Here is a 12,641-nt window from a genome sequence, read left to right as displayed (position 1 = left end):
CTGTTCGATCAAAAAGTTTTTCAACCTTAGGAGCAAGTCAGATGGCTATCAAACTCGGTATCAACGGCTTCGGCCGCATCGGTCGCAACGTGCTGCGCGCAGCGGTGCAGAACTTCAAGAACGACGTCGAGATCGTTGCCATCAACGACTTGCTCGAGCCCGAATACCTCGCCTACATGCTCCAGTACGACTCGGTGCATGGTCGCTTCAAGGGCGAAGTCACGGTCGAAGGCAACACGCTGATCGTCAACGGCAAGAAGATCCGCCTCACGCAGGAGCGCGACCCGTCGCAACTGAAGTGGGACGAAGTCGGCGCCGACGTCGTGCTCGAATCGACCGGCCTGTTCCTCACGAAGGAAACGGCGCAGAAGCACATCGACGCGGGCGCCAAGAAGGTGATTCTCTCGGCCCCCTCGAAGGACGACACCCCCATGTTCGTCTACGGCGTGAACGACAAGAAGTACGCCGGCGAAGCCATCATCAGCAACGCCAGCTGCACCACCAACTGCCTGGCGCCGCTTGCCAAGGTGCTGAACGACAAGTGGGGCATCAAGCGCGGCCTGATGACCACCGTGCACGCTGCCACCGCCACGCAGAAGACCGTGGACGGCCCGAGCAACAAGGATTGGCGCGGCGGCCGCGGCATCCTGGAAAACATCATTCCCTCGAGCACCGGCGCTGCCAAGGCCGTGGGCGTGGTGATCCCCGAGCTCAACAAGAAGCTCACCGGCATGAGCTTCCGCGTGCCGACCTCCGACGTGTCGGTGGTCGACCTGACGGTCGAGCTGGTGAAGGAAGCCACGTACAAGGAAATCTGCGCTGAAATGAAGGCGCAGAGCGAAGGCGCGCTCAAGGGCGTGCTGGGCTACACCGAAGACAAGGTCGTGGCCACCGACTTCCGCGGCGACCCGCGCACCTCGATCTTCGACGCCGAAGCCGGCATCGCCCTCGACAGCACCTTCGTGAAGCTCGTGAGCTGGTACGACAACGAATGGGGCTATTCGAACAAGTGCCTGGAGATGGTGAAGGTCGTCTCGAAGTAAGACTTCGGCGCCTGAACGCAAACGCGCCCGAGGGCGCGTTTTTTCATGGGTTCGTCGATCACCGGCTCAGCGCAGCTTCTCGTTCCTGCGAATCTCGCTGCTGAGCTGCGAAGTCAACTGCGTCGCCGCCCGCCGGGCGGCCAGCCCGTAGTCGCCGTTGAACTGGCCGAATTCCGCCGTGCCATTGCCGACCGCGCGTACGCGCGTGACCTCGGTGCCCGCGGTGTCGCTCACCACGCAGGCCACCTCGGCGGTGAACGAGGTGGGCGGCCAGGTGATCCACGAGGACGAGCTCGAATCGGTCTTGATCTGCGGCGTGAACACCAGCAAGACGCCCGCCGCCTCGTTGGCTTTCGCATCGCCGGCGGTGCGCAGGACGACCACGTCGCGATACACCGCGCGCAGCGCATCGCGGATCGACTTCTCCAGGTCGCGGTACGGGTAGTAGCTCACGCGGTCGCCACTGCCGCCGGCGGTCGTCACCTGCTGGTCCCGCTGCGCATCGGTCATCACGTAGGCCACCTTCTTCGGAACGAGATGCGCCAGCGACCGCGGCGGCGCGGTCTCGGTGATCATCGTGATCGGATGAGAGCAGCCGGCGAGCAGGACCGCCAGTGCGGCGGTGGCGGCCAGGCGGGCGATGGAAGGAAACGGCATGGTGCTTTTCCGGTGGTTCTACGGCGCAATGGCCGCGACGAACTGCGGGTCGGCATACACCTGCCGCAGCAGCGCGCGCACCAGCCTCGGGTAGGCGGCCTGCCCGGCGGGCACGGCCACGATGTTCGCGTAGCTCGAATCGAAGGCGATCTCGCCGCGGTAGGTCTTGCGCAGCTTCTGCGCCGCCTCGCGGGTGACGACGACTTCCACGTCCATGCGGCCGCTGCCGTTGATCACGCCAAGATCGAGTTCATTGACGAGGATCCGCGCCGTGATGCGGGTCGGCGCCTTCGGGTCATAGACCGAGATCTCGCCCAGGTCGCGCATCAGCGCGTCTTCGAGGTACTGGGCGAAGGTGCCGCTGGGCGACACCAGCCTCGCGCGGCGCAGGCTCAGGGTGTTGATCTTGTCGTTCGGGTCGGTTGGCTGCACCTTGGCGACCGCCACCTTGCCGGGGCGGTTCGCCTCGAGCCGGTCGAGCGCCTCATAGTCGGCGGCGTAAGGCGGCGCCCCGAGCTGCGCGCAGCCGGCGGCCAGCAGAACTGCAGCCCCTGCACAGAGCCTGACGGTGAACGCGCGCAAACGGAAACCATGCGGTCTGAAAAAGATCGCCATGCCTTGAGTCCCCTCGTCCGAGATGCCTGCTCCCCGGCGCGACGGTAGCATGCCTCGCGTCGCGCGCGAAGCTCGTCAGGGAAGAACCTCAGACCGGTTCGAGCACATGGATCAGCTTGCTCTCGACCAGCTCCTTGGTCTTCTCTCCATGGGCTTTCATGTGCGGCGCCACGGCGTGCGCCTGCAGGTGGGCCAGCGTTTCCCACTTCTCGATCACGACGAAGGTGTCGGGGCCGAAGCTGGCCTTGGAGGTCGGGACGCCCTGCGCATCGACCATGGCGCCGTATTCGATGCAGCCCTCTTCGGCCAGCACGGCCGCGCGGTTGGCGGCGAAGGCTTCGAGGAGTCTGGCGCGCTGGCCCGGCTTGGCGGTGATGACGGCGACGACGTGAATCATGGAAGAGGCTCCGTTGTGGTTGTGGGTTGCGAGCGTCGAATCTAAGAGATCCGGCACTTCGGCGCTGGTCTCGCGTGCGACCCCGGACCCAGTGACCGATCGTCAGCGGCGCTTGCCGGCATCCTTCCAGAGATGCACCAGCGCCTCGGGCGCCTCGGTCTCGGGCACGTCGAAGCTGACCGAACTGCCGGCGGCCGCGCTCTGCACCACCACTTCGACGCGGTAGACCCGCTGGTCGCCGCCCGGTGAGGCTGCACCGCTTTCCTCGGCGTGCGGCGCGGCGCTCCGCAGCGCGTCGTCGATCTGCTGGCGCAATTCCGCGGTGCAGTCGCCCAGCTGAAAACTGCGCGGGCGCGCAAGGCCCGGCACGTAGGCAATGCCGCCTTCGCGCGTCACGCGCACGACGGAGGTTTCGTTCAGGGGCGGAAGCTGGATCATGATGCGCTGACTCCCACGGTGTTCCATGCATTGGCGACCGCCCCGTGCGCCGTGCTGTCGGCGCCGAAGCGCTTCGCGGCCACGTCCACGGTCAGCTGGGCGAAGGCGGCGAAATCCGCGTCCTGCCGCAGCCGCCTGTCGCGCAGCGCGTCGTACCAGATGCGGCCGGCGGTTTCCCATGCCGGGCCTTCGATGGCGGTTGCAGCCAGGTAGAAGGCACGGTTCGGAATGCCCGAGTTGATGTGCACCCCGCCGTTGTCCTGGCGTGTGACGACGATGTCCTTCATGTGCGCGGGCTGCGGGTCCTTGCCGAGCACGGGGTCGTCGTAGGCGGTGCCGGGCTCGGCCATCGAGCGCAGGGCGCGCGCCTTCACCGTGTCCATGAAGAGCCCCGCACCCACCAGCCAGTCGGCCTGCTGCGCCGTCTGCTTGAGCAGGTGCTGCTTCACGAGTGCGCCGAACACATCGCAGACCGACTCGTTGAGCGCTCCCGGCTGCCCCTGGTAGAGCAGCCCGGCCTCGTGGTCGATCACGCCGTGCGTGAGCTCGTGGCCGATGATGTCTGCGGCGATGGTGAAGCGGTTGAACACCTCGCCGTCGCCATCGCCGAACACCATCTGCGTGCCGTTCCAGAAGGCGTTGTCGTAGTCCTCGCCGTAGTGCACGCTGCCCTTGAGCGGCATGCCTGCGCCGTCGATGGAGTCGCGCTCGTAGATGTCGTGGTACAGGCGCCAGGTCGCGCCGAGGTATTCGTAGGCCTCGTCGGCCGCCACGTCCTTGGTGGCGGCCTGCCCTTCCGAGCGGACCAGCTTGCCGGGCAGCTGCGTGGTGTGGCCCGCGTCGTGGATGGCACGTACGGGCGCGTCGCGCTTCGCGTAGCGCGGCGCAGCGCCCGATGAAACCCGCGGCGCCAGGAACTCGCGCAGGCCGCGGTGCTCGCGGTCGATCATCAGCGTGTTGGCCGCACGCGCGCGAACGGACGCGTCGGCCCGCTCCGCGAGCCGGTCCAGCAGGTACGGCGGTACGAAGCTGGGTGGCAGGATCGGTGGCGGGCGAAGCGGCATGGACGGTTCTCCGGTGAGCGGTTCGGCGATGCGAAAGACAGTAGCAGAAACCTGCCGGCCCGGGGCACGGCAGTCTCTCTCCAGATGTCACCGCATGCTGTCGGATTCAAGCCCCGGGCGGTGCGTCGTCCTTGCCCAGCGCGGCCGCCATGAAGTCAACGAAAGCTCTCACGCGTGCCGACAACTGATGACGTTGTGGGTACACCGCGTAGATGTCGGCATCGGGTGTGCGGTAGTTGGCCAGCACCTGCACCAGCCGGCCGCTGCGCAGGTAGCGCGCGATGTCCCATTCGGCGCGCATCAGGATGCCGTGGCCGTCGAGCGCCCAATTGACCGCAATCTCGCCGTCGTTGGTGCTGAGCGCGCCGCGCGTCTTCACCGCCTCGGTGTGTTGCGCGGCGCCGCGGCCCGAACTCAGGCGCCACACGCCATAGGCCTCGTCGCCCTGGCGGATGCCGATGCAGCGGTGGCGCGTCAGGTCGTTGGGCACCTTGGGCTGCCCAGCACGTGCCAGGTAGGCGGGTGAGGCGCACAGGAGCCGCCGGTTCGACGCGAGGCGCCGTGCGATCACGCGGGCCTCGGGCGGCGCGCCGAAGCGGATGCAGACATCGAAGGCATCGTCCGTCAGCGGTGGCGGGTTGACCGAGAGCTGCAGCTGCACCTCCACCTGCGGGTGCTTGCGCGCGAACTTCGAGATCAGCGGCGCCACGTGGCTGCGCCCGAAACCCAGCGTGGCATTCACGCGCAGCAGGCCCCGGGGCTCGGCCTTCGCGTCGCCCAGCAATTGCGCCATGTCGTCGATCTCGCCGAGGATGCGGCGCGCGTGCGCCACGTAGAGCTCGCCTTCGGGCGTGAGGCTCATGCGCCGCGTGGTGCGGTTCACCAGCGTGACGCCGATGCGCGCCTCCATCTGCGCGAGCCGCTTGCTCACCGCCGGCGTGCTGATGCCGAGCTCGCGCGCCGCGGCGCTCAGGCTGCCGCAGGCCGCGAGGGTCGAGAAGAAGCCGAGTTCGGCGGGCTGGATCGGAGAAACCACGGGCGATCCGATTGTTGAATTGAAGTTAAGGATGGATTCACTCGGGGCGTGAATCGTTCGGTGCATCGAATCCTACAGTGGCAACTCCCAGAAGCACCCAAGGAAGACATCGATGAGCAGCTACAGCATTGCCACCATTCCCGGCGACGGCATCGGCAAGGAAGTGATCCCGGCCGGGCGCGAAGTGATGGAGGCGCTGGCCGCGGCCTCCGGCGGCGCATTGCACTTCAGCTTCGAGGACTTCGGCTGGGGCGGCGACTGGTACCGCGCACACGGCGAGATGATGCCGGCCGACGGCCTCGACGCACTGCGCGGCAAGGACGCCATCCTCTTCGGCTCGGCGGGCGATCCGCACATTCCCGACCACATCACGCTGTGGGGCCTGCGCCTGAAGATCTGCCAGGGTTTCGACCAGTACGCCAACGTGCGGCCCACGCGCATCCTGCCGGGCATCGACGGCCCGCTCAAGCGCTGCGCCCCCGGCCAGCTCGACTGGGTGATCGTGCGCGAGAACTCCGAAGGCGAATACGCCGGCGTCGGCGGCCGCGTGCACCAGGGCCATCCGATCGAGGCCGCCACCGATGTGAGCATGATGACCCGCGCCGGCGTCGAACGCATCATGCGCTTCGCTTTCAGGCTGGCCCGTTCGCGGCCGCGCAAGCTGCTTACCGTGGTCACCAAGAGCAACGCGCAGCGCCATGCGATGGTGATGTGGGACGAGATCGCGCTGCAGATCTCGAAGGAGTTTCCCGACGTGACCTGGGACAAGGAGCTGGTCGACGCCGCCACCGCGCGCATGGTCAACCGGCCCGCGTCGCTCGACACCATCGTCGCGACCAACCTGCATGCCGACATCCTGAGCGACCTGGCGGCCGCGCTGGCCGGCAGCCTGGGCATCGCGCCCACCGGCAACATCGACCCCGAGCGCCGCTATCCCTCGATGTTCGAGCCGATCCACGGCTCGGCCTTCGACATCATGGGCAAGGGCTTGGCCAACCCGGTCGGCACCTTCTGGTCGGTCGTGATGCTGCTCGAGCACCTGGGCGAAGCGGAAGCGGCGCGCCGCGTGATGGAGGCGGTGGAGCACGTCACCGCCAATCCGTCGCTGCACACCCGCGACCTCGGCGGCAGCGCCACCACCGAGCAGGTGACGCGCGCGGTGTGCGAGCACATCGCCGGCGCGCGGCAGCGCCTCGATGCGCGCGGACACGAACACAACGAGCCGGAGACAAAACCATGACAGCTTCTTCTTTCACCCGGAGCCCACGCCACCGGCGTGTCCTGCTGCAGGCCGGCGCGATGGCGCTTGGCCTCGGCGTTGCAGCGCTGGCCTCCGCGCAGCCGGCCTGGCCCACGCGGCCGATCAGCCTGGTCGTTCCCTTCCCGGCCGGCGGCACCACCGACGTGCTGGCCCGCGCGCTGGCCGACAAGCTCTCCCAATCCCTCGGCCAGCCCGTGATCGTCGAGAGCAAGCCCGGCGCGGGCGCCACGCTCGGCGCCGACTACGTGGCCAAGGCCAAGCCCGACGGCTACACGCTGCTGATGGGCGCGGTGCACCACACCATCGCCACCAGCGTCTACAAGAAGCTGCCCTACGACTTCCAGAAAGACCTGGCGCCCGTCACCGTCGTGGCCATGGTGCCCAACGTGCTGGTGATCAACGCGGCGAACACGCCCGCGAAGAACGTGGCCGAGCTGGTCGCGCTCGCCAAGGCCGCGCCGGACAAGCTGGCCTACGGCTCCAACGGCAACGGCACCGCGCAACACCTGATCGGCACGCAGTTCCAGGCCAGCACCGGCACCAGCCTGCTGCACGTTCCCTACAAGGGCAGCGGCCCGCTCACCACCGACCTGCTCGGCGGCCAGGTGGCGATGTCCTTCGACACCATCACGCCGGTGCTGCAGCACATCAAGAGCGGCAAGCTGCGCGCGCTGGCGGTGACCACCGCGCGCCGCTCGTCGGTGCTGCCCGACGTGCCCACGCTGGAGGAGGCGGGCCTCAAGGGCTTCGACATCGGCACCTGGTTCGGCGTCCTCGCGCCGGCCGCGACACCGAAGGACGTCGTGGCGCGGCTCAACGCCGAGATGGTGAAAGTCATCCGCTCGCCCGACTTTGCGCAGCGCATGCAGGCCATCGGCGCCGAGCCGCTGGGCGGCACGCAGGAAGACATGGCGCGGCAGATCCGCGAGGAAACCGCCAAATTCGCGAAGTTGGTGAAGGAAGGCGGCGTGACGATCGACTAGGGCCTGTTGACAGGCCCTGGCGTGCCGGTGGCACGTTACGGGTATGACACACACTGGTGATGCCGGGGTCGCGCGGAGGCCATAGGATCGGGGCCTTCGCATTCATCCGCCATCCCGCCCATGTTCATCGTCACCCTCACCTACATTCGCCCGCTCGAAGAAGTCGACGCGCTGATGGATCCGCACATGGTCTGGCTCAAGAAGCACTATGAAAGCGGCCTGTTCGTGGCCTCGGGCCGGCAGGTGCCGCGCACGGGAGGCGTGATCCTCGCGCGCTCGGGCGACCGCGAGGCGCTGGAGATGGTGCTGGCGCGCGACCCGTTCGTGCAGGGCGGCGTGGCGCGGATGGACGTGACCGAGTTCGTCCCCAGCATGACCGCTCCGAGCATCGAGGTATTGAAGACGTTCTGAATCCAGAACGTCTTTCTTTCGCTCAAGCCCCCGGCACTTCCTCGCGCCCGCCCGGGTGCCGCGCAAAGCGCGCGGCCTTGGCGTCATGCACCGGCGCCGAATCGTCCCAGGGCCAGCCGCCGAACTGCGTGCGGCGGTAGTCGGCCATGGTCTGGCTGATCTCGGCCTGCGTGTTCATCACGAAAGGGCCGTACTGCGCCACCGGTTCGGCAATCGGCCGGCCCTGAAGCACGAGGAATTCGCCCGTTTCGTCGTTGCCGTTGACCAGCTCGACGGCGGCATCTGCGCGCAGCTCGACAGCGGCCGGGCCGTCCACGCGCTCGCCGGCGATGTGCGCCACCGCGCCCTTGAAGAAGTACAGCATGCGCCGCGTACCCTCGCCCGTGGCGGCCGGCAGCGTCCATTGCGCGCCGGGCGTCATCTTGATCGTCCAGATCGCCACGTCGGCATCGGCCTGCGCGGCCCATGAATCGGGCGGCGGGGCGAGCGGCTGGATCGGGTCCTGCCCGTTGGCGGCATCGCCGAGCCGGCCCGCGATCACCGCGACCTCGGTGCGGCCACCCTTCGCGTCGTCCGAGGCGAAGCGCGGAATCGCGTCCGACCAGAACATCGTGAAGTGCGGCTCGGCCATCTTGTTCTTCGCCGGCAGGTTGAGCCAGATCTGGAACAGCTCGAGCGGATTGGGCGCGCCCGCGTCGAGCAGCGGGAACATCTCCGAATGCACGATGCCCTTGCCGGCCGTGAGCCACTGCACGTCGCCGCCGCCGAAGCGCGCGGTGGCGCCCAGCGAATCGGAATGGTCGACCAGGCCCTTGCGCACGATGGTCACCGTCTCGAAGCCGCGGTGCGGGTGCGAGGGAAAGCCCGGCACCGTGTCGCCGTGGTACATGCTCCAGCCGTCCTTGCGGCTGAAGTCCTGGCCGATCTGGCGGCCGGCCAGCGAGGCCTCGGGGCCCATCTGGCCGTTGGCCTTGGGATAGGCGTCGTCGTGGTAGACGCAGAACAGGAACGGGTCGATCGTCTGCCACGGGAAGCCGAGAGGCTTGACCTGGACGATGGGGCTCTTGTTGTTGTCGGACATGTAGCTATTCCTTTCCATGGGGGGCTCGGCCGATGATGCCGTGCCAGTGGGGGGAATATCGGGGCGCCGCCGCCTTCCGGTAGGGGCCTTCCGTGCAACAGTGAAGAGCGCGTATGGAACGATAGGCATCGTTCTTGTTCTTCGGCGTTGCGGCGTTACTGGTTCTGATGGGGCACTTCGGCGTTCGGGTCCATGTACATCAGCTCCCACAGGTGGCCGTCGATGTCCTGGAAGCCGTGGCCGTACATGAAGCCGTAGTCCTGCGGCTCGCGCGGCGTCGTGCCGCCGGCGGCCACCGCCTTGGCGACCATCGCGTCGACCTCGGCGCGGCTCTCGCACGACAGGCACACCAGCACCTCGGTGCTCTTGCTGGTGTCGGTGAGGCTCTTGCTCGTGAAAGTCTTGAAGAAATCCTCGACCAGCAGCATCGCGTAAATGCTGTCTTCCTGGATGACCATGCAGGCGGCGTTGGCGTCGGTGAACTTCTCGTTGAAGGTGTAGCCGAGCGCGGCAAAGAAAGCCTTGGTCTTGTCGAGGTTCTTGACGGCGAGGTTCACGAAGATTTGCTTGTTGGCCATGGTGTCTTCCTGTTTCGATGAAGGGTGGATGGGGTGTTTGCCGATGTCTTGTGTACACCGTCCACAAAAGATACCAAAGAAAATGGACGGCGTCCACATTATTTTTTCAAGCCTCGGTTCTTGCCAGCAGATGGGCCAGGGCGATGGTGCTGCGGTCTTCGAAGTAGGGACCGACGATTTGCACGCCAAGGGGCAGGCCGTCTGCCGTGAAGCCTGCAGGGGCGACCGTGGCCGGCAGTCCGCCCAGGCTTGCCAGGCCGACCCAGGCGCCTTGTGCACCATATGGCGTGGGCTTTCCGTCGATAGTGAGCATGCGCTTATCCCAGTCCAGCTCGGTCACGTGCTCGAAGGCAGCGCAGCCGAATACCGGGCACAGCACCGCGTCGAACCGGGCGAACAGCGCTCGCAGCTGTGCCCGGATGCGGGTGCGCGTGGCGAGCAGGTCGAACCAGGCGCGCAGCGAGAGTGGCGACTGGCCGCTCGGCTCGGCATGTGCGAGCACGGTCTGGACGATCTGGTTGTAGGTGTCGCCGATCTCGGCCAGGTCAGGCAGCAGGCCGGATTCGTGGGCCACCGAAGCGCCCGCCTTCGCCAGCCGCTGCCCGGCTCCTTCGACCGCCGCGCGCACGTCGGCGGCCACGGCGGCCTGCGGATGCGCCGTCACCACGAGCACGCGCCACTCCTTCGCAGCCGTGTGGCGCGGCGGGGGTAGAGCGAAGCGGCCTTCCGCGACATGCGCCGCATCGGGCCCGGCCAGCACATCGAGCGCCAGCGAAAGGTCGTCCGCGCCATGGCCGATCGGCCCGATCACCGAGGGCAGCCCGGCCGGCGCCTCTTCGGTGCCCGGAAACGCGAAGCCGCGCACCGGCAGCAGGCCATGGCTCGGCTTGTGCGCGTACACGCCGCAGAAGCCCGCGGGAATGCGCAGCGAACCCATCAGGTCGGAGCCCATCTCCAGCGCCACCATGCCCGTGGCCACCGCCACCGCGGCGCCGCCCGACGAACCGCCCGGCGTGCGCTTCGGGTCGAGCGGGTGCACCGTGCGGCCATAGACCGGGTTGGCGCACTGCCAGTCGGCCAGCGCCGTCGGCACGTTGGTCTTGCCGAGGATCACCGCGCCCGCCGCCTTGAGGCGCTGCACGGCCACTGCGTCCTGCTGCGGCACGAAATCGCGGAACGGCGGCAGGCCCCAGCTGGTCGGCAGGCCGGCGACGTTGAAGGCCTCTTTCACCGTCATCGGCACGCCCAGCAGCGGCCGGCGTTCTCCACGCGCGAGGGCCGCATCGGCTTCGGCCGCCTGGCGGCGTGCGCGGTCGAAATCGCGCACCACCACTGCATTGAGCGGGCCGTCGAGCGCCTCGATGCGGGCGATGGCGGCTTCGCACAGTTCCACTCCGCTCACCTGTTTGGCGGCGAGTGCCTTGGCCGACTGTACGGCGCCAGCGGCCAGCAAGGCGGTGGGATCGAGCATGGTCATGGCGAGCTTTCCTTCCACTGCGTCCTTGAAAGACGGGGCATCATGGCCCCCATGGAAATCGAGTTCAAGTTTCACATTCCCGCAGGGCGCCTGAAGGCCGTCGAGGCCGCTCTGCGGCGCGGTACCGTCGTCCGCACGCGTCTGCAGGCGCGCTATTTCGACACCGCCGACCAGGCGCTGGCCGCCCAAGGCATCATGCTGCGGCTGCGCAAGGAGGGGCGGCGCTGGGTGCAGACCGTCAAAGCGACGGGCGACAACGCGCTGCACCGGCTGGAACACAACGTCGACCTTGGTGTCACCGCGGGCAGCGCATCGCCGGTCATCGACCCGCAACGCCACCAGGGCACGCCCGTGGGCGACCGGCTCGCCAAGGTGCTGGCCGCGAGCGGCGCGCCGCTGGTCGAGCGCCAGTCCACCGACATCGTGCGGCTCACGCGCGACGTGCGCACCACGGGAGCCGGCGCCGCCGTGGCGGAGCTGGCGCTCGACGTCGGCAAGGTCGTCGCCCATGCGGGGACGCCCGACCGGTGCGAATCGCCCGTGTGCGAACTGGAGCTCGAACTCAAGCGCGGCGACGTGCAGGGCCTGGTCTTGCTCGCGCGCCGCTGGTCGCAGCAGCACGGCCTGTGGTTCAGCACCGTGTCCAAGGCTGAGCGTGGCGCGCGCCTGCTGGCGAAGCTCGAGGTGGTGCCGGCCGTGAAGGCCGAGACGCCCCGCTTCCCCGACGAGAAAGACCACAAGCTCGACGGCCGCGCCATCCAGCAGGCCGTGGTGGCATCCTGCCTGGCGCAGATGCTGCCCAACGCCAGCGAGATCGCGGCGGGCAGCACCGATGAAGAGCAGATCCATCAACTGCGCATCGGCATCCGCCGCCTGCGCACGGCGCTGCGCGAACTGGCGGGACTCGACACGAGCCCCGGCCTCTTCGACGCGGCCGCGTGGGAGCCGCCGCTGGTCGATGCCTTCCGAGCGCTTGGCGCCCTGCGCGACCGCGAGCAGGTGGTGAAGCTGGCGCAGCCGCAATTGCGCGGGGCGGGCGCGCCTGAATTCGATCCGCTGGCGAGCGACGATGCGGCGGCCGACGTACCGTCGCCCGGCGAGGTCGTGCGTGCGCCGGCCTTCCAGTCGGCGCTGGTCTCGCTGATCGGTTTCACTGCGGCAACGCCTGTGGAAGCCGAGCCGAAGGCCCACGACGCCCGCCGCATCCTGCGCAAGCGCCTTCAACGCCTGCACAAGCAGACGGTGCGCGACGGCCGGCGCTTCGAGTCCCTGCCGACGGAGAGCCAACACCGCGTGCGCAAGCGGCTCAAGCGCCTGCGCTACCTCGCCGAGTTCGTCGCGCCGCTGTTCGCCGATGGGGATGGAAAGCCGTCGTCAGCCGCCGAGCGCTACCTTGAGCACCTGCGTCCTGCGCAGGACGCGCTGGGCGAGTTCAACGACGAAGCAGTGGCGCTCGCGCTCTACCGCGAGGCCACGGAACGCGATGCGCGGGCGTGGTTTGCGGTGGGCTGGTTCAGCGCAAGGCATGCGGCGGGCGCGAAGGCGTGCCGCAAGGCGCTGGGCAAGATCGAGAAGGCGGCCACGTTCTGGAAGAAATAGT

14 protein-coding genes are annotated in these 12,641 nt (G+C 68.0%); 5 read left to right on the top strand and 9 right to left on the bottom strand.

Features of this window, described 5'->3' with window-relative positions:
- Positions 1 to 41 precede the first annotated feature (41 nt).
- Positions 42 to 1,043, top strand: a complete 1,002-nt coding sequence (gap, locus tag AC1DXX_RS11415; RefSeq protein WP_478134298.1) for a type I glyceraldehyde-3-phosphate dehydrogenase — start codon at positions 42 to 44, stop codon at positions 1,041 to 1,043.
- A gap of 66 nt (positions 1,044 to 1,109) precedes the next feature.
- Here gap and AC1DXX_RS11410 read toward each other — a convergent pair whose 3' ends face one another.
- The 6 genes from AC1DXX_RS11410 to AC1DXX_RS11385 form a co-directional block, all read right to left on the bottom strand.
- On the bottom strand, positions 1,110 to 1,700 hold the full coding sequence (locus AC1DXX_RS11410; RefSeq protein WP_478134297.1) for a hypothetical protein: 591 nt from the start codon (positions 1,698 to 1,700) through the stop codon (positions 1,110 to 1,112).
- An 18-nt stretch (positions 1,701 to 1,718) separates the two neighbouring features.
- Entirely contained in the window at positions 1,719 to 2,315 is a 597-nt protein-coding gene (locus AC1DXX_RS11405; RefSeq protein ID WP_478134296.1) for a hypothetical protein, read from the bottom strand.
- An 88-nt stretch (positions 2,316 to 2,403) separates the two neighbouring features.
- Entirely contained in the window at positions 2,404 to 2,712 is a 309-nt protein-coding gene (locus AC1DXX_RS11400) for a putative quinol monooxygenase (RefSeq protein ID WP_478134295.1), read from the bottom strand.
- Between the two features lie 102 nt (positions 2,713 to 2,814).
- On the bottom strand, positions 2,815 to 3,150 hold the full coding sequence (locus AC1DXX_RS11395; RefSeq protein ID WP_478134294.1) for a protealysin inhibitor emfourin: 336 nt from the start codon (positions 3,148 to 3,150) through the stop codon (positions 2,815 to 2,817).
- The gene (locus AC1DXX_RS11390) at positions 3,147 to 4,214 is read right to left on the bottom strand and encodes a M4 family metallopeptidase (protein WP_478134293.1); all 1,068 of its coding nucleotides are present in this window, start codon (positions 4,212 to 4,214) and stop codon (positions 3,147 to 3,149) included. Before AC1DXX_RS11390 ends, AC1DXX_RS11395 begins: the two co-directional genes overlap by 4 nt.
- Positions 4,215 to 4,320: 106 nt before the next feature.
- Complete coding sequence (locus AC1DXX_RS11385) at positions 4,321 to 5,250, bottom strand: LysR substrate-binding domain-containing protein (RefSeq protein WP_478134292.1); 930 nt, start codon at positions 5,248 to 5,250, stop codon at positions 4,321 to 4,323.
- Between the two features lie 112 nt (positions 5,251 to 5,362).
- On the opposite strand from AC1DXX_RS11385, the gene AC1DXX_RS11380 reads away from it, so the two are divergent.
- The 3 genes from AC1DXX_RS11380 (at position 5,363) to AC1DXX_RS11370 (ending at position 7,905) form a co-directional block, all read left to right on the top strand.
- The gene (locus tag AC1DXX_RS11380; RefSeq protein ID WP_478134291.1) at positions 5,363 to 6,490 is read left to right on the top strand and encodes a tartrate dehydrogenase; all 1,128 of its coding nucleotides are present in this window, start codon (positions 5,363 to 5,365) and stop codon (positions 6,488 to 6,490) included.
- Complete coding sequence (locus AC1DXX_RS11375; protein WP_478134290.1) at positions 6,487 to 7,494, top strand: Bug family tripartite tricarboxylate transporter substrate binding protein; 1,008 nt, start codon at positions 6,487 to 6,489, stop codon at positions 7,492 to 7,494. The genes AC1DXX_RS11380 and AC1DXX_RS11375 overlap by 4 nt, the downstream gene beginning before the upstream one ends.
- A gap of 120 nt (positions 7,495 to 7,614) precedes the next feature.
- Positions 7,615 to 7,905, top strand: a complete 291-nt coding sequence (locus tag AC1DXX_RS11370; protein ID WP_478134289.1) for a YciI family protein — start codon at positions 7,615 to 7,617, stop codon at positions 7,903 to 7,905.
- Between the two features lie 22 nt (positions 7,906 to 7,927).
- Here AC1DXX_RS11370 and AC1DXX_RS11365 read toward each other — a convergent pair whose 3' ends face one another.
- The 3 genes from AC1DXX_RS11365 to AC1DXX_RS11355 all read right to left on the bottom strand — a co-directional run bounded on the left by AC1DXX_RS11365 (position 7,928) and on the right by AC1DXX_RS11355 (position 11,041).
- Positions 7,928 to 8,986: a pirin family protein gene (locus AC1DXX_RS11365; protein WP_478134288.1), complete on the bottom strand. Its 1,059-nt coding sequence runs from the start codon at positions 8,984 to 8,986 to the stop codon at positions 7,928 to 7,930.
- A gap of 155 nt (positions 8,987 to 9,141) precedes the next feature.
- On the bottom strand, positions 9,142 to 9,564 hold the full coding sequence (locus AC1DXX_RS11360) for a VOC family protein (RefSeq protein WP_478134287.1): 423 nt from the start codon (positions 9,562 to 9,564) through the stop codon (positions 9,142 to 9,144).
- 106 nt (positions 9,565 to 9,670) lie between these two features.
- The gene (locus AC1DXX_RS11355; RefSeq protein ID WP_478134286.1) at positions 9,671 to 11,041 is read right to left on the bottom strand and encodes an amidase family protein; all 1,371 of its coding nucleotides are present in this window, start codon (positions 11,039 to 11,041) and stop codon (positions 9,671 to 9,673) included.
- A 42-nt stretch (positions 11,042 to 11,083) separates the two neighbouring features.
- Between AC1DXX_RS11355 and AC1DXX_RS11350 the strand changes: the two genes are divergently transcribed.
- Positions 11,084 to 12,640, top strand: coding sequence for a CYTH and CHAD domain-containing protein (locus AC1DXX_RS11350; RefSeq protein ID WP_478134285.1), 1,557 nt, complete (start codon positions 11,084 to 11,086; stop codon positions 12,638 to 12,640).
- Position 12,641 lies beyond the last annotated feature (1 nt).

This window comes from Variovorax sp. P4_B10 (assembly GCF_056402375.1).
This window is presented reverse-complemented; position numbering and strand designations above follow the sequence as displayed.